This window comes from Streptomyces guryensis (assembly GCF_021261325.1).
In the GTDB taxonomy this organism is placed as follows: domain Bacteria; phylum Actinomycetota; class Actinomycetes; order Streptomycetales; family Streptomycetaceae; genus Streptomyces; species Streptomyces guryensis.
Window position 1 is genome coordinate 45,735 of sequence record NZ_JAJSBI010000024.1, and the last position, 18,645, is coordinate 64,379.

Sequence of the window (18,645 nt, forward strand, 5' to 3'; positions counted from 1 at the left end):
CCCGTGGCCCGGGCGCCCGGCGAGGACCGCGCGGAACTGCCGGTGGTCGCGCGGCTCGCGCACGACCTGCCGGTCGTCGGTACCGGGCGCGGGCGGGCCGGGCACGCCGAGCCTGCGGGCCCGGTAGGTGTCGGGCAGGTACTGCTGCGTGATGTTCATGGCTGTTGCCCCTCTCGGGACGTGGAGTCAGGGATTCGTGGGCTCCGCGGCTGCCCCGGTGGTCCCAGGCTGCGCCCGCCGCCGTGACGTCGCGTCGATTGACGGCCGCCGTCAATCGACGCCGGCGTTGTCAGTGGCGGGGCGCACCATGAGGTCATGAGCGTGCACATCGACATCGCGGGGCTGCGGCCGGAGGGGGTCGCCGTCGTCCCCTCGCCCCTGGCCGAGCTCGGCATGGCGCTGCACGCGCTGTCCGAGCCGGGGCACCATCCCGGTCTGCAGGGCTGGGTGACGTGCGTCACGGCCCGGCTCGGCTCCCGTCTCGCCGACCGCATGTGCGAGGCGGACTTCCTGTGGCGGACGACGTTCTCGGACCTGTTCCTGCCGTACGCGGGCATCCCGGGCGGCACCGCGCTCCCCGGGTCCACGCTCGCCGAAGAGCTGGACCTGCTGGACAAGCTGACGGACGAGCAGTTCGTGGACGCCGCCCTGGAGTTCAGCTGCGCGATGCCCCACGGAGACGGGCCCAGCCCGCTCGTCGACGCCGGGCTGCGCCGGCGCGCTCTTGAGCTGGCCGCCGCGCGGGGGCCGCAACAGGTGCGGTTCAGCGAGCTGTTGCTGACCGATCCGCCGAGGATCCGGGCGTGGCTGCGCCAGTTCCTGCAGGACTGTGACGAGGCGTTCTTCGCGGAGGCCTGGTCCCGGCTGCGCCACCAGCTCACGGCGGACGCCCGCCACAAGACCGATCTCCTGCGCCGCAGGGGGCTGGCCGAGGCACTGGCCGCCGTGTCCCCGGTGGTCGCCCTGGACGAGGCCGCCGATCGGATCACGGTCGACAAACTGAGCGTGGGCCGTACGGCCACCCGGGACGGTGGCCTCCTGCTCGTACCGACCAGCTTCGGCTGGCCCCACCTGTCCGTCCTCTACCGGCACGGCTGGCAGCCGGTGCTGCACTACCCGGTCGGTTCCCCCGAGCTCGCCGCTCCGCCCTCCGTCGAGCAACTGGCCCTGCGCATGACGGCCCTGTCCCACCCCGTCCGGATGCGCATCTGCCGCTATCTGGCCCGCAGCGCCCACACCACGAGCGAGCTGGCGCAGACACAGGGCATGACGGCCCCGGAGATATCCCGCCATCTGAGCGTCCTGAAGAAGGCGGGCCTGATCACCACGCGCCGCCGCGGCCGGTACGTCCAGCACCAGCTGGACATAGCGGTCGTGGCCCGGCTCGGCAGCGACTTCCTGGAAGGAATACTCCGCTAGGGCCCGTACGAACCGAACCGTCAGCCGTGCCCGCCGGCGCGCACCAGACCCGTCTCGTACGCCAGGACGACCACCTGGACCCGGTCCCGGAGCCCCAGCTTCGTCAGGATGCGACCCACATGGGTCTTCACGGTCGCCTCGGACAGCACGAGCCGGGCGGCGATCTCCCCGTTGGACAGGCCCTGCGCGACCAGGATCATGACCTCGCGCTCGCGTTCGGTGAGCCGCTCCAGCTCCTTGTGCCGGGGCTCCTTCCCGACGCTCGGGAGCATCGGAGCGAACCGGTCGAGCAGACGGCGCGTGGTCGACGGGGCCACCACCGCGTCGCCGCTGTGCACGGCGCGGATGGCGGCCAGGAGTTCACCGGGCGGCACGTCCTTCAGCATGAAGCCGGAGGCGCCCGCCTTCAGCCCCGAGAAGGCGTACTCGTCGAGGTCGAAGGTGGTCAGGATGAGCACCTTCGGGGGCTCGGGCTCCGAGCAGATGCGGCGGGTGGTCTCCACGCCGTCGAGCTTCGGCATACGGACGTCCATGAGCACCACGTCGACGGCGGTCGAACGCAGCACCTGAAGGGCCTCGACACCGTCCCCCGCCTCGGCGACGACTTCCATGTCCGGCTGGGCGGCGAGCACCATCCGGAACCCGGTGCGCAGCAGCACCTGGTCGTCGACGAGCATCACGCGGATCGTCATCGGGACCTCTTCCGTTCTCTTCGTTGCGGCGGATTGCGTTTGCGGCGGAATCCGTCTGCGGGGAATCTGTCGGCGGGGGCGTTACAGGTGTCAACGAGGGGCGTACGTGGGCGTCAGTGCGCGGGTTTCAGCGGGAGCAGCACACTGATCCGGAATCCCCCGCCTGGGCGCGGGCCCGCGTCCAGGGTGCCGCCGACCATACCGACCCGTTCGCGCATACCGATCAGGCCGTGGCCCTGGCCGTCGGCGCCGCCCTCCTCGTACAGCTCGTGCGGGGCGCCCTTGCCGTCGTCCTCGACGAGCAGGCCGAGGCCGTCGTCGAAGTAGACCAGGCGCACGCTGGCGCCCGCGTTCGGCCCGCCGTGCTTGCGGGTGTTGGTCAGCGCCTCCTGCACAATGCGGTACGCGGTGAGCTCGACGCCGCTGGGCAGCGGTCGCGGGGTGCCCTCGACCTTGAAGTCGACGGGCAGACCGGAGGTGCGGCACTGCTCGATCAGCTCGTCGATCTGGTCGACGTCGGGCTGCGGAACGTACTCGCCGACCTCCTTGTGCTCACCGGTGCGCAGTACGCCGAGCAGGCGGCGCATCTCGGCGAGGGCCTGGCGGCCGGTGGAGGAGATGGTCTCCAGGGCCTTCTTGGCCTGGTCGGGGGCGGCGTCCAGGACGTAGGCGGCGCCGTCGGCCTGCACCACCATCACCGACACGTTGTGCGCGACGACGTCGTGCAACTCGCGGGCGATCCGGGCGCGTTCGGCCGCGACCGCGACCTTGGCCTGCGCCTCCCGCTCCTTCTCCAGCCGGGCGTTGCGCTCCTCCAGCTGCGCGAAGTAGGCGCGGCGGGTGCGGATGGAGTCGCCGAGCACCCAGGCGAGCGCGAAGGGCACGGTCAGGAAGACCATGGTCGCGAGGTTGCCCAGCGTGCTGGAGTGCGCGTTCGGCCAGCGCAGTTGCGCCATGGGTGCCGCGCACAGTCCCACGGCCAGCGCGAGCCACGAGGCCCAGCGGGCGCCCGTCGCGGCCACCGTGTAGACGATCACCAGCATCGCGAAGTCCGCGGGGATCGTCTCGACGTTCAGCATCACCTGCGCCAGGCCGAGCCCGATCGCCAGCAGCAGCATCTTCTCCGGCATACGGCGGCGCAGCGCGATCACCAAGCACAGCAGGAGCACGATCGGAACGATCAAAACCGGCGAGTCGGTGCCCCGGGCCCCCTGGCGGGCAGCCTGGCCCACCACCGAGATCCCGAACAGGAAGACGGCCCAGAAGGTGTCGACCCCTGTCGGGTGCCTGCGGAGGAAGTCATAGAGGCGCTGCACGTGACCCAGCGTAGGGAAGCAAGATGCGTGCAGGGGTCAACCGGAGGACCGATCCGCGCCCGGCGCACATACTCCCCAAGGTGGAGGCTGTGTTCTCCTGCGCGCTTAGCCTGGGCCCGTGACGGAAGAGACATCGAGCCCGTGGCAGGGCTGGCGGACGGCGGCCGAGTCCGCGCTGTACGGGTCCGACGGCTTCTATCGCAGGCCGGAGGGCCCCGCCGGACACTTCCGTACGTCGGTGCATGCGTCCCCGCTGTTCGCCGAGGCCGTCGCCCGGCTGCTGTGCCGTGTCGACGAGGCCCTGGGCCGGCCCGGCTCGCTGGCCTTCGTCGACATGGCGGCGGGCCGGGGTGAGCTGGTCGGCGGCGTGCTGGCGGCGCTGCCCGCCGAGGTGGCGGCACGCACGCGTGCGTACGCCGTCGAGATCGCCGGCCGCCCCGAGGGCCTCGACGAACGCATCGCGTGGCTCACCGAACCGCCGCAGCAGGTCAGCGGGCTGCTGTTCGCCAACGAGTGGCTGGACAACGTACCCGTCGACATCGCCGAGGTGGACTCGGCGGGCGTACCACGGCAGGTGCTCGTACGGCAGGACGGGGCCGAACGGCTCGGGGAACCGGTCGGCGGTGCGGAAGCGGAGTGGCTCGCCCGCTGGTGGCCGCTGCCGGCCGAGGAGGGACTCCGGGCCGAGATCGGGCTCCCCCGGGACGAGGCCTGGGCGGCCGCGGTCTCCTCGCTGGACCGGGGGCTCGCGGTCGCCGTCGACTACACGCACACCCTGGATGCGCGCCCACCGTTCGGCACGCTCACCGGCTTCTGCGCGGGGCGCGAGACGGCGCCCGTGCCGGACGGGTCGTGCGACATCACGGCGCACGTCGCACTGGACGCGTGCGCGGCGCGCGGGTCGGTGCGGATGCTCCCCGGCGCGCGCCTTCTGCCTCAGCGCGATGCCTTGCGCGCCCTGGGGATCGCGGGCACACGCCCCCCGCTCGCCCTCGCGTCCACCCGGCCTGCGGCCTACGTACGAGCCCTCGCGAGCGCCGGTGAAGCCGCCGAGCTCACCGCACCCGGCGGCCTCGGCGACTTCGGCTGGCTGCTGCAGCCGGTGGGAATTGCGGACGCACTCGTCGGCTGACGGCGCCCGCCCCGGCTCGCCGCCGCCCTACTTGTCGATGTCCCCGACCACGAAGAACAGCGACCCCAGGATCGCCACCATGTCCGCGACCAGCGTCCCCGGCAGCAGTTCCACGAGCGCCTGGATGTTGTTGTACGAGGCCGAGCGCAGCTTCAGCCGGTACGGGGTCTTCTCGCCCTTGCTGACGAGGTAGTAGCCGTTGATGCCGAGCGGGTTCTCGGTCCACGCGTAGGTGTGGCCCTCGGGCGCCTTCAGGACCTTGGGGAGCCGCTGGTTGATCGGCCCGGGCTCCAGCTCGGCGAGCCGGTCGAGGCAGGCGTCGGCGAGGTCGAGGGCGACGTGGGTCTGCTCCAGGAGCACCTCGAAGCGGGCGAGACAGTCGCCCTCCTGCCGGGTGACGACCTTCAGGGTGTCCTGCAGTTCGCCGTACGCGAGATACGGCTCGTCGCGGCGCAGGTCGAAGTCGACGCCCGAGGCGCGCGCGATCGGCCCGCTCACGCCGTAGGCGTGCACGGTCTCGGGCGCCAGCGCGCCCACGCCCCGCGTGCGCCCCCGGAAGATCTCGTTGCCGAGCACGAGGTCGTCGTACACGTCCATGCGCGAGCGCACGGCGGCGACGGCGCCGCGCGCGCGTGAGGCCCAGCCCGCGGGCAGGTCCTCCTTGAGGCCGCCGACGCGGTTGAACATGTAGTGCATACGGCCGCCGGAGACCTCCTCCATGACGTTCTGGAGTACCTCGCGCTCCCGGAACGCGTAGAAGACCGGGGTGATGCCGCCGAGCTCCAGCGGGTACGAGCCCAGGAACATCAGGTGGTTGAGCACCCGGTTGAGCTCGGCGAGCAGCGTGCGCGTCCACACCGCGCGCGTGGGCACCTCCATGCCGAGCATGCGCTCCACGGCGAGGACGACACCGAGCTCGTTGGAGAAGGCCGACAGCCAGTCGTGGCGGTTGGCGAGCATGATGATCTGGCGGTAGTCACGCACCTCGAAGAGCTTCTCCGCGCCACGGTGCATGTACCCGATCACCGGCTCCGCGTGCACGATGCGCTCACCGTCCAGCACCAGGCGCAGCCGCAGTACGCCGTGCGTGGACGGGTGCTGCGGACCGATGTTGAGCACCATGTCGGTGCTCTCCGCGGCGCCGCCGATACCGAACATGGTCTCCGTCGTAGGAGTCATGGACCCAGTCTCTCCTACGTACGCTGGCCGTATGGAGACGGGGAGCCCCCAGAACGCGGGGACAACGGGGACGGCGGGGGACGGGCCGGCGGAGCCGGTGTGGACCGGGCTGCCGCCCGGACTGCTGCGGATGCGCCGGCTGCTGCTGGTGGTGTGGCTGGGACTGCTGGCCCTCGCCCTGGGCCTGCTGCTCGGGCTGCTCGTCGGGCCCGGGTGGGCCGCGTTCGCGCTGCTGCCGCTCGCGCTCACGGCCTGGGGCTGGGTGCTGCTGGGCCGCAACTGGCGCTCCTGGCGGTACGCCGAGCGCGCCGACGACCTGCTGATCAGCCGGGGCGTGCTGTGGCGCGAGGAGACCGTCGTACCGTACGGGCGGATGCAGCTGGTCGAGGTGACCTCCGGGCCCGTCGAGCGGCACTTCGGGCTGGCCAGCGTGCAGCTGCACACGGCGGCCGCGGCGACCGACGCGACCATCCCGGGCCTGGACCCGGCCGAGGCGGAGCGGCTGCGCGATCGGCTCACCGAGCTCGGCGAGGCCCGATCGGCGGGTCTGTGACCGCGCCGGGCGTCGACGACGCCGTACGTGCGAAGGAACCCGCCACCGAGCGGCGGCTGCATCCCGTGACCCCCCTGAGGCGGGCGTGGGCGCCAGTGGCCGTGGTCATCGGGTGGGCCATGCACGACCCCGGCCAGGCGCAGCAGCAGATGACCAGGCTGACGACCACGACCCTCCTGGTCGCGCTCGCCGTCCTTGTCCCGGCCGCCTCTCTGTACGGCTTCCTGACCTGGTGGTTCACTCACTTCGCGGTGACCGAGACCGAACTGCGGATACGGACCGGCCTGCTGTTCCGGCGCACCGCGCACATCCGGCTGGAACGCATCCAGGCCGTCGACGTCACCCAGCCGCTCCTCGCGCGCGTGGCGGGTGTCGCCAAGCTCAAGCTCGACGTGGTGGGGACCGACAAGAAGGACGAGCTCTCCTTCCTGGGGGAGCGCGAGGCGCGTGAACTGCGCGCGGAACTGCTCGCACGCGCCGCCGGTTTCGCGCCCGAGACGGCGCACGAAGTCGGCGAGGCGCCGGTGCGCGAGCTGTTGCGCACGCCTGCGCGCGACCTCGCGATCTCCGTCCTGCTGACGGGCGCCACCTGGTGCTCCCTGGCCGCCGCGCTGGTCGTCCCGCCGCTGCTCTGGCTGGCCACCCACAGCGTGTGGACGGTCCTCGCGACCGGCGTGCCGCTGCTGGGCGCGGCGGGCGCGAGCAGCGCGGGCCGGTTCGTCGGCGAGTACGACTGGACCGTGGGCGAGTCACCGGACGGGCTGCGCATCGACCACGGACTCCTCGACCGTACGCACGAGACGGTGCCGCCCGGCCGGGTGCAGACCGTGCGGATCGTGGAACCACTGCTGTGGCGGCGGCGCGGATGGGTGCGGGTGGAGCTGGATGTGGCCGGTTCGTCCAACTCCGTGCTGGTGCCGGTCGCTCCGCGGGCGGTCGCCGAGTCGGTCGTCGCGCGCGTGCTGCCCGGGGTGACCGTGCCCCCGGCCGAGGCGCTGTCACGGCCCCCCGGGCGGGCCGGGCGGTGCCTGCCGGTGTGGTGGCGGGGCTACGGAATCGCCGTCACCGACACGGTGTTCGCCGCCCGGCACGGCCTGCTGCGCCGGAGCCTGGCGCTCGTACCGCACGCGAAGGTGCAGAGCGTACGGCTGGCTCAGGGGCCCTGGAAACGGCTGTGGCGGCTCGCCGACGTCCATGTGGACACGGGGGCCGACAAGACCGTTACGGCCCGGCTGAGGGACGCACGGGAGGCGGCGGAGCTGCTGCGGGGGCAGGCCGAGCGGTCACGGACGGGGCGCAGGGACGCCCGCCCGGACCGCTGGATGGCGCCGTAGGCGGTCAGGAAACCGCGCTGCGCAGCCCCTGCACGTCGATCTGCTCGGTCTCGTCGTGGGCCGTCAGGTCGATGACCTGGCCGACGCCGCGGGCCTCCTCGTCGGCCGGCTTGAACGCCGCCTCGGCCTCCGCCTTGTGGACGGCGAGCGCCTCCTGGCCGACCACATCGGCGAGGTCCTCGTTCTGCACGGCTTCCAGGGCGTCCTGTGCGTGCTCCGTCTTCGTACCGAAGAAGTCGAATCCGCCCTCGACCGCCGGACGCCGCACGGGCGCGGCCGGTACGACGGCCACCGCGGTCGGCTCGACGAAGTGACCGGCCGGCTGCCGCACGGCCTGGGCGGCCGGGACGTGCCTGGCCGGAGTGGTGGCGGCCGCGCGCTCATGCCCGTCGACCGCCTGGGACTGCCCCTGCGACTCATCCTCCTGGGCCGGGGCCTCGGTACCGCCGTCGGCGGTGGCCGCGGGCTCGGCGGCGACGGGCTCCGTCGTGGCCGCCTGAGCCGCCGTCGAGCCCGAACCGGCCTTCACCGTCACCGACTCGCGCTTCGGGGAGGCATCCTTCGAAGGCTCGTCGCCCTTGGGGGAACCGCCGCCCTTGGGGGAACCGCCGCCCTTCGGGGAATCGTCGTCCTCGGGGTCGGTGACGTCCTCGACCTCGGCCTCGGCGCTCGCCGCGTCCGGGGAGTCCGCCTCGCCGTCCGCGCCGTCGTCCTTCGGAGAACCGTCGTCGTCCTTCGCGGAACCCTCGTCGTCCTTCGGAGAACCGTCACCGTCCTCGTCGAACTTCGTCAGCGCCGCCTTCGCCCGCAGAAACAGCTGGGAACCCTCCGGGGAGAAGATCGCCGGCGCCGCCGGCTCGTCGGCAACGCCCTCGGAGACGTCCGCCGAGGCAGCCACAGCCTCGGTCTCCGCCACGGGCTCCGTCTTCGCGGCCGCCGTGCCGGCCACCGGCACGGGCGGCAGCGCGCGGGCCGGGGCCTCGGCCTCGATCTCCAGCAGACGGCGGCCCTCCAGGGCGCTCGCCCGCTCGGTCTCGGCGGTGGCGTACCGCCGCAGCAGCGCCGCGTGCTCGTTGCGCAGTCCCGCCAGTTCGGCGCGCTTCGCCCGCAGCCGCTGCTCCAGCTTTGCGCGCAGCTCGCGCGACTCCTCGAGGTCGGTCTCCAGCTCGGCGACCCGCTCCTCGTGCCGCCACTCGTCGCTCGCACGCGCGCGCGTGAGGTCGGCGACCTGCTTCCCGGCCTGCGTGTCCCAACGGCGCATGACGGCCGCACCGACGACCGCCGTCGCCGCGGCGGCCGCGGCTATGACACGGAGCACGGCCTGTTGCGAGAACACCCACGGACCGAAGGCGCAGACGAAAGAGACGCCTGCGATCGCCGACGGTGGCAGCAGTCTGTGCAAGGGCGGGGAATGGCGGTGACGTCCACGTGGCATGGCCAGAAACTTACCGCGCGTAGGCGAGTGTTGGTGCCCCGCCCCGCAAAAACACAACCATACCGAAACGTTCACAGGGCATCAGGAATTGGCCTTTGCCGAATTCAGCAAGATCATCCCCTGGCGGAACCCTGGTCACCGCTCGCTCAGCCGCCCGCTCATCCACTGCAGCGTCGCGGGAATCTCCCGCCGCCAGGTGTTGAAGTTGTGGCCGCCGCTGTCAAGGATGATCGACGAGATCCGCGTCCGGTTCGTGGTCCGCACACCCTCTATGAACTTCAGCGTCGCCTTGTAGTTGGATTCCCCGATCTTGCTGCTGGTGACGAGCAGTGAAGTGTCCGGGGCGGGCAGGTGCTTGATGCACCACCACAGGTCGGCGCGGTTGCGCAGCCCCTTGTCGCCCTGGAAGAGATCGCCCGTGGTGGGGTCGATCGGCGCCTTGTAGTACGGCGACAGACCCGCTGCCGCGGCATACACGCCGGGGTGGTGCATCGCGAGCTTCAGCGCACAGTAGCCGCCCGTGGAATCGCCGATGATGCCCCAGCTGCCCGGCTTTTTGCCCACCCTGTAGTGCGCGAGTACGGCGTCGGGCAGGTCCTTGGCGAAGAACGTCTCCGTCTTCGGACCGCCCGGGATGTCCACGCATTCCGTGTCCCTCGGCGGTGACACGGTCGGCCGCAGCATCACCAGGATCATCGGCTGCATACGGCCGTTCTTCGCGAGGCCCTGGGCCGTACTCGGATAGTGCAGTTTGTCCACGAGCGCCTGGGCGGTGCCCGGATATCCGGTGAGGACTACGGCCGCGGGGAACGTACGCGTGCGGTACTGCGGCTGGAAGTACTCCGGCGGCAGATACACATACGCGGGTGTGGCGATGTTCGTCGTACGCCCGACGATGTCGACCTTCTGGACCTGGCCGGCCGCCTGTGGCTGGGAACCGCCCACTCCACGCACGCGTGCCGTGTCGATCACCTGCAGCGGGCCGCCGGATCTGCCGAGCCCGGTGTGGTTCACGACCACCCCCTGGTCCTTCTCCTGGCCGAAGAGGTCCGCCCAGCTGGCGTAGAACCCGAAGGCCTGGTTGGTGGCGAGGCCTACCGACAGGAAGAGGGCCAGCTGGGTGCCGAACAGCAGGCCGACACGTCCACTCACAGCTCGCCAGTTGCGCCGCGCCAGGCGCGGCCACAGCCACACCGTGCCCACGAACAGCAGTACCGCGAACATCACTGCCAGCAGCAGCACTTTGTTGCTCGTAAGACCCATGACCTGCTTCCTGCCTGCGGTTTCCACCCGGATCCCGCGCACTTTCGCGAGAGCTTGTCCGGAACTTTCCTCTGCCTTTGGACCGGCTTTGAGGAGAGGTTGGAACCTTGCTCCCCGAGACACCGTCCTAGAGGGCGCAATGTCGCCGGATGCCCGAATCGGGTCCGGATCCAAGGTCTCTCGCAGAACTACGGGATGCGATGTCTGTCAGGACAGATGAGGAAATGTCGGGTGGGGTTCCCTCCCGAACACGTAGCGCGCGGCGCGTATTCCGTGGTCCGCGCCCCGAGGCCGTACCCGTCCTCGTCGCCAGAGCCTGCGCAGTCGTAGGCGTTCTGGACATCGCCGCGGGCGTCTTCCCGCGCTTCAGGCACAGCCGTATGCACACGATCGCCGAGGTGCTGCCCGGGTCGTTCGGCCCGTTCGCGGCCGCGCTCTCGCTCAGCGCCGGCATCCTGCTGCTGCTGCTCGCACACGGCCTGAGGCGCGGCAAACGCCGGGCGTGGCGCGCCGCGGTGGCGCTGCTCCCGGCGGGCGCGGTGGCGCAGTTCACATACCGCCACTCCCTCCTCGGAGTGATCATCTCGCTGGCGCTGCTCGCACCCCTGCTGCGCCATCGCGACCAGTTCGCGGCGCTGCCCGACCCGCGCAGCCGGTGGCGCGCGCTGGCCAACTTCGTCCTCATGGGCGCGGGTTCCCTGACCCTCGGGCTGATCATCGTCAGCGTCCACCCGAACCGGATGGTCGGCGACCCGAGCCTGGCCGACCGCATCACGCATGTGCTGTACGGCCTGTTCGGCTTCGAGGGCCCGGTCGAGTACCAGGGCAACACCTCGTGGACGGTCGGCTTCTCACTGGGCGCCCTCGGCCTGCTGACGGCGGTCACCACGATCTACCTGGCCTTCCGGCCCGAGCACCCGGCCGCGCGCCTCACGGAGGAGGACGAGGCACGCCTGCGTTCCCTGCTGGAGAAGCACGGCCGCCGTGACTCCCTCGGCCACTTCGCGCTGCGCCGCGACAAGGCGGTCGTGTTCTCGCCCAGCGGCAAGGCGGCGGTGACGTACCGGGTCGTGTCCGGCGTGATGCTCGCCAGCGGTGACCCCGTCGGCGACGTCGAGGCCTGGCCGGGCGCCATCGAGCGGTTCATGGACGAGGCCAGGGCGCACTCCTGGACGCCGGCCGTCATGGGCTGCTCGGAGACGGGCGGCGAGGTGTGGACCCGCGAGACCGGCCTCGACGCCCTGGAACTGGGCGACGAGGCGGTGGTGGACGTAGCGGATTTCTCCCTCGCCGGCCGCGCGATGCGCAACGTGCGCCAGATGGTCAAGCGCATCGAGCGCGCCGGTTACGAAACCCGGGTACGACGTATTCGTGATCTCGGCGAGGCCGAGCTGGAGCGGATCCGCAACGCCGCCGAGGACTGGCGCGGCACCGACACCGAGCGCGGGTTCTCCATGGCGCTGGGCCGCATCGGCGACGCCGCCGACGGCGACTGCCTGATCGCCACCGCCCACAAGGCGGACGACCAGCCCGGGGAGTACGGCGACCTGAAGGCGATCCTGCACTTCGTCCCGTGGGGCACCGACGGCGCCTCCCTGGACCTGATGCGCCGCGACCGCTCGGCCGACCCCGGCATGAACGAACTCCTCATCGTCGCGGCCCTCCAGGCGGCACCGAAACTCGGCATCGCGCGCGTGTCGCTCAACTTCGCGATGTTCCGCTCGGCACTCGCGCGTGGCGAGAAGATCGGCGCGGGCCCGGTGCTGCGAGCCTGGCGCGGCCTCCTGGTCTTCCTCTCCCGCTGGTTCCAGATCGAGTCCCTGTACAAGTTCAACGCGAAGTTCCAGCCCCGCTGGGAGCCCCGCTTCGTCGTCTACCGCGCACCGGCCGACCTGCCGCGCATCGGCTTCGCCGCCATGCAGGCGGAGGGCTTCGTCAACCTCGCCCTGCCGCTGCCGCGCTTCCTGCGCCGCCGCAGGACCACCCCGCGCGTGTGCACCCACTCCGTCGCGGAGCGCGACGTACGCGCGGCGTGAGCGCCTGACCGGGACACCATGCAGGACAGGCCCGGGCGGAAGCCCCCTCCGGCTGGAGGGGGCTTCCGCCCGGGCCGCGGCGTCTCCCGGCCACGGCCGGGGCCTACGCTGAACGTATGAGCAAGCAGAGCGGACGCGGGCGCGTCGCGGGCCTTCCGGAGTGGGACCGGTGCGCGGTCATGGGAGTGGTGAACGTCACGCCCGATTCCTTCTCCGACGGCGGCCGCTTCTTCGACACCACCAACGCCGTCAAACACGGCCTCGACCTGGTCGCCGAGGGCGCGGACCTGGTCGACGTCGGCGGCGAGTCCACCCGGCCCGGCGCCACCCGCGTCGACGAGGCCGAGGAGCTCAAGCGCGTCATCCCGGTCGTCCGCGGCCTCGCCTCCGAGGGCGTCACCGTCTCCGTCGACACCATGCGCGCCTCCGTCGCCGAACGGGCCCTCGCCGCCGGCGCCGCCCTCGTCAACGACGTCAGCGGCGGCCTCGCCGACCCCGAGATGATCCCGGCGGTGGCAGCGGCCGGCGCCCCCTTCGTCGTCATGCACTGGCGCGGCTTCCTGGAGGGCGGCAACGTCAAGGGCGCGTACGACGACGTCGTCGCCGAGGTCGTCGACGAACTGCACGCGCGCGTGGAGGCCGTCCTGGCCGGCGGCATCACCGCCGACCGCATCGTCGTCGACCCCGGTCTCGGCTTCTCCAAGGACGCCGAGCACGACCTGGTCCTGCTCGCCCACCTCGACCGCCTGCTCGCCCTCGGCCACCCCGTGCTCGTCGCCGCCTCCCGCAAACGGTTCCTCGGCCGCGTCCTGGCCGGACCGGAGGGCGCGCCCCCGCCCGCGCGCGAGCGCGACGCCGCCACGGCCGCCGTCTCCGCACTCGCCGCGCACGCCGGAGCGTGGGCGGTGCGCGTGCACGAGGTGCGCGCAACGGCGGACGCCGTACAGGTCGCGCGCGCCGTCGAGGGCGCACGCGCTACCGAAGGCGCACGCGCTGCCGAAGGAGCCCGGTGAGCGCCCCCCACACCGACGTCGAGCAGGTGGAGGCCGCCAACGCCGCCTTCTACGAGGCCATGGAGCGCGGCGACTTCGAGGACCTGTCCGCACTCTGGCTCGCCCCGTCCGACCTCGGCGTCGACGAGGAGTACCACGACCCGGCCGACACCGGCGTGATCTCCTGCGTGCACCCCGGCTGGCCCGTGCTCACCGGCCGCGGCGAGGTCCTGAGGTCGTACGCGCTGATCATGGCGAACACCGACTACATCCAGTTCTTCCTCACCGATGTGCATGTCTCCGTCACCGGGGACACCGCCCTGGTGAACTGCACCGAGAACATCCTCAGCGGCGGCCCCGCCCCCACGGGCAGCGAGGAACTCGGCCCTCTCGTCGGCCAGCTGGTGGTCGCCACGAACGTGTTCCGCCGCACCCCGGAGGGCTGGAAACTCTGGTCCCACCACGCCTCCCCGGTGCTGACCCAAAACGACGAGGGCGAGGACGAGGACACACCCTCCTGAGTGGGTAGGCGCCTCCTTGAGGACCAAGAAGTGGTTGGAATCACGGACCCCTGGGTAGGGGCGGCTACCAACCCGTGAGCCGCCGGGTTCCCCAGGGGAAACACGCGATGAACCCTCCTGGTCCCGGCATGGCCCGCGCCCCCGTGGCCCGGTCCTGTCAGTGCCCGCAGGTAGATTCGTTCGAGGCCGGTGTGCCGCCCGCACACGGCATCGACCGGCCGTCACCGACGATTGCAGGAGTGATTCGCGTGGATCGTGTCGCGCTGCGCGGCCTCAAGGCCCGCGGGCACCACGGGGTGTTCCCCAAGGAGCGCGAGGAGGGCCAGACCTTCATCGTGGACCTCGCCCTCGGCCTGGACACCCGCCCGGCCGCCGCCGACGACGACCTGGCGAAGACCGTGCATTACGGCATCGTGGCGGAGGAGGTCGTGGCGGTCGTCGAGGGCGAGCCCGTCGACCTCATCGAGACGCTCGCCGAGCGCATCGCCCAGGCCTGTCTGAAGCACGACGGGGTCCAGGAAGTCGAGGTCTGCGTCCACAAACCGGACGCCCCGATCACGGTCCCCTTCGACGACGTGACCGTCACCATCACCCGGAGCCGAGTATGACCGCGTCCTTCGCCGCGGGTCCGAGCGACCCGACCGTACAGCCGGTACCCGCCTCCGTCGTGGCACAGGTGGACGCCGCCGACACGACGCTCCACAACCCGAAACGGGCGGTGATCTCCCTCGGCGCGAACCTGGGCAACCGCCTGGAGACCCTCCAGGGCGCCATCGACGCCCTGGAGGACACCCCGGGCGTCCGCATCAAGGCGGTGTCCGGGGTGTACGAGACGGAGCCGTGGGGCGTCGAGCCCGGCAGCCAGCCCGCGTACTTCAACGCGGTCGTCGTCCTGAAGACCACTCTGCCGCCGTCCTCACTGCTGGAGCGGGCCCATGCCGTCGAGGAGGCGTTCCATCGGGTGCGGGACGAGCGCTGGGGCGCGCGCACGCTCGACGTCGACATCGTCTCGTACGCGGACGTCATCGACGACGACCCACACCTCACGCTGCCGCACCCGCGCGCGCACGAGCGTGCCTTCGTCCTCGCCCCCTGGCACGACATGGAACCCGAGGCGCAGCTGCCCGGGCGCGGCGCGGTCGCCGTTCTCCTCGACGCCGTCACCCGCGACGGCGTGACACCGCGCAAGGACCTGGAACTCCACCTGCCCGACTAGTCGTTAAGGTCAGGACGACCACTGTCCGCGGGACGGTCCGCAGGACCCGGGGGAGCTGAAGGGACACCGTGAGAGAGCTGCGCATCAGGGTGCTGGCCGGCGTTTTCGTCGTGGCCGGAATCCTGTCCTGGGCGGGCGCCCGCCTCTGGAACTCGATCGGGACCCTCCCCAGCGTCCCCCTCGCCGCCCCCATCGTCCTCGCCCTGATCGCGGTGGTGCTGACGGCCACGGCGCTCTCCCTGCGCGGCCGTTTCAAGGCCCAGCGCGAGCGCCTCCCCGAGGCCAAGGGCGTCGACCCGCTGATGGCGGCCCGCGCGGTCGTCTTCGGTCAGGCCAGCGCCCTGGTCGCCGCCCTGGTCGCCGGCATGTACGGCGGCACGGGCGTCTTCCTCCTGGAGCTCCTCGACATCCCGGCCCGCCGTGACCAGGCCATCTACGCCGGCTTCGCGGTCGTGGCGGGCATCGCGGTGATAGTGGCGGCCATCTTCCTGGAGCGGGTGTGCCGGCTCCCGGAGGACGACGAGAACAACAACGGGGCGGCGTCGGCGGCCTGACCCTGACGTGGGCGCCGTCTCGATGTCTCGGTGAACCACCCGCGGAAATCGGTGCCGCATGTGATGCGCGTCGCCGCCCGCGTATTGCCGCATGGCGTCGGCGAGGTACGACGAAGCCACCCGCACTCGAAAGCCCGGCACGTCTCGCGAGGCACCCGGAAGGGCGGGGCACTGGCTCCAGTCGAGCGGGCGGCAATCGGGTTATCGAGCCATGATCAGGCTCATTGCCTCATTGCGGGTAGCAGGATCGCGCAGCTGGCCACGCACGGCCGACGTTATGGTCTTCGCCCCGGGCTTCCGGACACCCCGCATCGACATACACATGTGCTCGCACTCGACGACGACGATGACCCCACGCGGTTCCAGGATCTGCATGAGCGAGTCGGCGATCTGCGTGGTGAGTCGTTCCTGCACCTGAGGCCGACGAGCGTAGACGTCCACGAGCCGGGCCAGCTTCGAGAGACCCGTGATCTTGCCGTCAATGGACGGAATGTACCCAACATGGGCAACTCCGACAAATGGCACGAGATGGTGTTCACAGCTGCTGAGGACTTCGATGTCCTTCACGAGCACCATCTCGTCGTGCCCGAGGTCGAACGTCGTCGTCAGCACGTCCTCGGGCTTCTGCCACAGGCCCCCGAAAATCTCCCGGTACGCCCGCGCCACCCGCGCAGGTGTCTCCCGCAGGCCCTCCCGGTCAGGGTCCTCGCCTACCGCGATCAGCAGTTCGCGTACGGCGTTCTCGGCGCGCTTCTCGTCGAACTCACCGATCGGGCCCTCGCCGTTCAGCGTCACGGGGTCGGTCATGTGGTGCCTCGTTCCTGTGCGGGTCACGCGTGCGGGCCACGCGCCTCGTCTGCGATCTGGCTGAAATGCCGCACCCCCCAGGCTAGAACCTGGGGGGCGCGGCATTCATTCCGGGCCTGGTGCGGCCGTCGGGAGAGCGGTGATCAGCTCTCCGGGCGGTCCTCCGGGGCCGTCTCGATCGCCGGGGCGGACTCCGCCGCCGTCGACTTGGCGGTGCTGATCGCCGGGGTCGCGCCGTTGGCGCCGTTCGTCAGTGCGAGTTCCTTCGGGGAGAGCACCGGCGGACGGGTGGACGGCGTGCGGCGGGAGGAGCCGGTCCAGGCGGGCCTGGCGGGGCGCTTGACGATGGCGGAGAAGACCTCGGCGATCTCCTCCTTGCCCAGCGTCTCCTTCTCCAGCAGCTGCAGCACGAGGTTGTCGAGGACGTCGCGGTTCTCGACCAGGATCTCCCAGGCCTCGTTGTGCGCGTTCTCGATGAGCTTCTTGACTTCCTCGTCCACCAGCGCGGCGACCTCTTCCGAGTAGTCGCGCTGGTGAGCCATCTCACGTCCGAGGAACGGCTCGGTGTTGTCGCCGCCGAACTTGATGGCGCCCAGGCGCTCGGTCATGCCGTACTGCGTGACCATCGCGCGGGCCGTGGCGGTGGCCTTCTCGATGTCGTTCGCGGCGCCCGTGGTGGGGTCGTGGAAGACCAGTTCCTCGGCCGCCCGGCCACCCAGCATGTAGGCGAGCTGGTCCAGCATCTCGTTGCGGGTGGTCGAGTACTTGTCCTCGTCCGGCAGCACCATCGTGTAGCCGAGGGCACGGCCTCGCGACAGGATCGTGATCTTGTGGACCGGGTCGGAGTTGGGGGAAGCCGCCGCGACCAGGGCGTGGCCGCCCTCGTGGTACGCGGTGATCTTCTTCTCCTTGTCCGACATGATCCGGGTCCGCTTCTGCGGGCCCGCGACCACGCGGTCGATCGCCTCGTCCAGCATGGAGTTGTCGATCAGCTTCTTGTCGCTGCGGGCCGTGAGCAGTGCGGCCTCGTTGAGGACGTTGCTCAGGTCGGCACCGGTGAAGCCCGGGGTGCGGCGGGCGACGGCCGAGAGGTCGACGTCCGGGGCGACCGGCTTGCCCTTCTGGTGGACCTTGAGGATCTCCAGACGGCCCTGCAGGTCCGGCGGGTCGACCGCGATCTGGCGGTCGAAACGGCCCGGGCGCAGCAGCGCCGGGTCGAGGATGTCCGGCCGGTTCGTCGCGGCGATGAGAATCACACCGCCCTTGACGTCGAAGCCGTCCATCTCGACGAGCAGCTGGTTCAGCGTCTGCTCGCGCTCGTCGTGACCGCCGCCGAGGCCGGCACCACGGTGGCGGCCGACCGCGTCGATCTCGTCGACGAAGACGATCGCCGGGGCGTTCGCCTTGGCCTGCTCGAACAGGTCGCGGACCCGGGAGGCACCGACACCGACGAACATCTCGACGAAATCGGAACCGGAGATCGAGTAGAAGGGGACCCCTGCCTCGCCGGCCACGGCACGCGCGAGCAGCGTCTTGCCGGTACCGGGACGGCCGTAGAGGAGCACGCCCTTGGGGATCTTGGCGCCGACGGCCTGGAACTTCGCCGGCTCCTGCAGGAACTCCTTGATCTCGTGGAGCTCCTCGACGGCCTCGTCACAGCCCGCGACGTCCGAGAACGTCGTCTTGGGGGTGTCCTTGGTGATGAGCTTGGCCTTTGACTTGCCGAAGTTCATGACCCGGGAGCCGCCGCCCTGCATCTGATTCATCAGGAACAGGAAGACGACCACGATCAGGACGAAGGGGAGCAGGGAGAGCAGGATGCCCAGGAAGGGGTTCTGCTTGGACGGCGACACGGTGTAGCCGTCCGGGATCTGCTTGTCCTGGTACTTGGTCTGCAGCGTGTTGGCGAGGTTCACGCCCTGGTCGCCGATGTAGCTCGCCTCGATCTTCGAGCTGCCCTCGACCTTTTCGCCGTTCTTGAGCTGGACCTTGATGGTCTGCTCGTCACCGGTGGTCAGCTTGGCCGACTCCACCTTGTTGTCGTTGATCGCTGCCACGACCTGGCCGGTGTCCACCGTCTTGTAGCCGCCGGACGAGCCGACGACCTGCATCAACACGACCACGGCAAGGACGGCCAGCACGATCCACATGACCGGCCCACGGAAGTATCGCTTCACGTCCATCCATACGGAGCGG

At 70.9% G+C, this 18,645-nt stretch carries 17 protein-coding genes; 10 read left to right on the plus strand and 7 right to left on the minus strand.

What is annotated here, in order from left to right:
• Positions 1-315: 315 nt before the first annotated feature.
• Positions 316-1,419 carry a DUF5937 family protein gene (locus LJ657_RS35620; protein ID WP_232653052.1) on the plus strand — a complete coding sequence of 368 codons (1,104 nt, stop codon included), beginning with the start codon at positions 316-318 and terminating at the stop codon, positions 1,417-1,419.
• Between the two features lie 20 nt (positions 1,420-1,439).
• On the opposite strand, the gene LJ657_RS35625 is transcribed toward LJ657_RS35620, so the two are convergent.
• On the minus strand, positions 1,440-2,111 hold the full coding sequence (locus LJ657_RS35625) for a response regulator (RefSeq protein ID WP_232653053.1): 672 nt from the start codon (positions 2,109-2,111) through the stop codon (positions 1,440-1,442).
• Between the two features lie 113 nt (positions 2,112-2,224).
• The gene (locus LJ657_RS35630; RefSeq protein ID WP_232653054.1) at positions 2,225-3,427 is read right to left on the minus strand and encodes a sensor histidine kinase; all 1,203 of its coding nucleotides are present in this window, start codon (positions 3,425-3,427) and stop codon (positions 2,225-2,227) included.
• 118 nt (positions 3,428-3,545) lie between these two features.
• On the opposite strand from LJ657_RS35630, the gene LJ657_RS35635 reads away from it, so the two are divergent.
• Positions 3,546-4,559, plus strand: a complete 1,014-nt coding sequence (locus LJ657_RS35635) for an SAM-dependent methyltransferase (RefSeq protein ID WP_232653055.1) — start codon at positions 3,546-3,548, stop codon at positions 4,557-4,559.
• 27 nt (positions 4,560-4,586) lie between these two features.
• Here LJ657_RS35635 and LJ657_RS35640 read toward each other — a convergent pair whose 3' ends face one another.
• On the minus strand, positions 4,587-5,738 hold the full coding sequence (locus LJ657_RS35640) for an NADH-quinone oxidoreductase subunit D (protein ID WP_232653056.1): 1,152 nt from the start codon (positions 5,736-5,738) through the stop codon (positions 4,587-4,589).
• A gap of 31 nt (positions 5,739-5,769) precedes the next feature.
• Here LJ657_RS35640 and LJ657_RS35645 point away from each other — a divergent pair, with 31 nt between their 5' ends.
• Together LJ657_RS35645 and LJ657_RS35650 are read left to right on the plus strand one after the other, a co-directional pair.
• Positions 5,770-6,291, plus strand: coding sequence for a PH domain-containing protein (locus LJ657_RS35645; protein WP_232653057.1), 522 nt, complete (start codon positions 5,770-5,772; stop codon positions 6,289-6,291).
• Positions 6,276-7,625 carry a PH domain-containing protein gene (locus LJ657_RS35650; protein ID WP_505016526.1) on the plus strand — a complete coding sequence of 450 codons (1,350 nt, stop codon included), beginning with the start codon at positions 6,276-6,278 and terminating at the stop codon, positions 7,623-7,625. Before LJ657_RS35645 ends, LJ657_RS35650 begins: the two co-directional genes overlap by 16 nt.
• 4 nt (positions 7,626-7,629) lie before the next feature.
• Here LJ657_RS35650 and LJ657_RS35655 read toward each other — a convergent pair whose 3' ends face one another.
• Together LJ657_RS35655 and LJ657_RS35660 are read right to left on the minus strand one after the other, a co-directional pair.
• Entirely contained in the window at positions 7,630-9,060 is a 1,431-nt protein-coding gene (locus LJ657_RS35655; RefSeq protein ID WP_232653059.1) for a hypothetical protein, read from the minus strand.
• Positions 9,061-9,195: 135 nt separating this feature from the next.
• Entirely contained in the window at positions 9,196-10,323 is a 1,128-nt protein-coding gene (locus LJ657_RS35660; RefSeq protein ID WP_232653060.1) for an alpha/beta hydrolase, read from the minus strand.
• Between the two features lie 224 nt (positions 10,324-10,547).
• Between LJ657_RS35660 and LJ657_RS35665 the strand changes: the two genes are divergently transcribed.
• The 6 genes from LJ657_RS35665 to LJ657_RS35690 all read left to right on the plus strand — a co-directional run bounded on the left by LJ657_RS35665 (position 10,548) and on the right by LJ657_RS35690 (position 15,642).
• Positions 10,548-12,359 (plus strand): phosphatidylglycerol lysyltransferase domain-containing protein, encoded by a 1,812-nt coding sequence (locus LJ657_RS35665; protein WP_232653061.1) that lies wholly within the window; start codon positions 10,548-10,550, stop codon positions 12,357-12,359.
• Positions 12,360-12,475: 116 nt separating this feature from the next.
• Positions 12,476-13,372 (plus strand): dihydropteroate synthase, encoded by an 897-nt coding sequence (gene folP, locus LJ657_RS35670; protein ID WP_232653062.1) that lies wholly within the window; start codon positions 12,476-12,478, stop codon positions 13,370-13,372.
• The gene (locus LJ657_RS35675) at positions 13,369-13,872 is read left to right on the plus strand and encodes a nuclear transport factor 2 family protein (RefSeq protein WP_232653063.1); all 504 of its coding nucleotides are present in this window, start codon (positions 13,369-13,371) and stop codon (positions 13,870-13,872) included. Before folP ends, LJ657_RS35675 begins: the two co-directional genes overlap by 4 nt.
• A gap of 248 nt (positions 13,873-14,120) precedes the next feature.
• Positions 14,121-14,480 (plus strand): dihydroneopterin aldolase, encoded by a 360-nt coding sequence (folB, locus tag LJ657_RS35680; protein WP_232653064.1) that lies wholly within the window; start codon positions 14,121-14,123, stop codon positions 14,478-14,480.
• Positions 14,477-15,088 (plus strand): 2-amino-4-hydroxy-6-hydroxymethyldihydropteridine diphosphokinase, encoded by a 612-nt coding sequence (gene folK, locus LJ657_RS35685; protein ID WP_232653065.1) that lies wholly within the window; start codon positions 14,477-14,479, stop codon positions 15,086-15,088. The genes folB and folK overlap by 4 nt, the downstream gene beginning before the upstream one ends.
• Positions 15,089-15,156: 68 nt before the next feature.
• The gene (locus LJ657_RS35690; RefSeq protein ID WP_232653066.1) at positions 15,157-15,642 is read left to right on the plus strand and encodes a DUF3180 domain-containing protein; all 486 of its coding nucleotides are present in this window, start codon (positions 15,157-15,159) and stop codon (positions 15,640-15,642) included.
• A gap of 201 nt (positions 15,643-15,843) precedes the next feature.
• Here the strand turns inward: LJ657_RS35690 and folE are convergent, their stop codons facing one another.
• Together folE and ftsH are read right to left on the minus strand one after the other, a co-directional pair.
• Positions 15,844-16,449 (minus strand): GTP cyclohydrolase I FolE, encoded by a 606-nt coding sequence (gene folE / locus LJ657_RS35695; protein WP_232653067.1) that lies wholly within the window; start codon positions 16,447-16,449, stop codon positions 15,844-15,846.
• A 143-nt stretch (positions 16,450-16,592) separates the two neighbouring features.
• Positions 16,593-18,632, minus strand: a complete 2,040-nt coding sequence (gene ftsH / locus LJ657_RS35700; protein WP_232653068.1) for an ATP-dependent zinc metalloprotease FtsH — start codon at positions 18,630-18,632, stop codon at positions 16,593-16,595.
• Positions 18,633-18,645 lie beyond the last annotated feature (13 nt).

What these genes read in the sequence shown, in the direction of transcription:
- folE (WP_232653067.1), bottom strand. Translation starts at nt 16,449, where the DNA reads ATGACCGACCCCGTGACGCTGAACGGCGAGGGCCCGATCGGTGAGTTC.
- LJ657_RS35645 (WP_232653057.1), top strand. Translation starts at nt 5,770, where the DNA reads ATGGAGACGGGGAGCCCCCAGAACGCGGGGACAACGGGGACGGCGGGG.
- folP (WP_232653062.1), top strand. Translation starts at nt 12,476, where the DNA reads ATGAGCAAGCAGAGCGGACGCGGGCGCGTCGCGGGCCTTCCGGAGTGG.
- folK (WP_232653065.1), top strand. Translation starts at nt 14,477, where the DNA reads ATGACCGCGTCCTTCGCCGCGGGTCCGAGCGACCCGACCGTACAGCCG.
- LJ657_RS35665 (WP_232653061.1), top strand. Translation starts at nt 10,548, where the DNA reads ATGTCGGGTGGGGTTCCCTCCCGAACACGTAGCGCGCGGCGCGTATTC.
- ftsH (WP_232653068.1), bottom strand. Translation starts at nt 18,632, where the DNA reads ATGGACGTGAAGCGATACTTCCGTGGGCCGGTCATGTGGATCGTGCTG.
- LJ657_RS35620 (WP_232653052.1), top strand. Translation starts at nt 316, where the DNA reads ATGAGCGTGCACATCGACATCGCGGGGCTGCGGCCGGAGGGGGTCGCC.
- LJ657_RS35640 (WP_232653056.1), bottom strand. Translation starts at nt 5,738, where the DNA reads ATGACTCCTACGACGGAGACCATGTTCGGTATCGGCGGCGCCGCGGAG.
- LJ657_RS35655 (WP_232653059.1), bottom strand. Translation starts at nt 9,060, where the DNA reads ATGCCACGTGGACGTCACCGCCATTCCCCGCCCTTGCACAGACTGCTG.
- LJ657_RS35660 (WP_232653060.1), bottom strand. Translation starts at nt 10,323, where the DNA reads ATGGGTCTTACGAGCAACAAAGTGCTGCTGCTGGCAGTGATGTTCGCG.
- LJ657_RS35625 (WP_232653053.1), bottom strand. Translation starts at nt 2,111, where the DNA reads ATGACGATCCGCGTGATGCTCGTCGACGACCAGGTGCTGCTGCGCACC.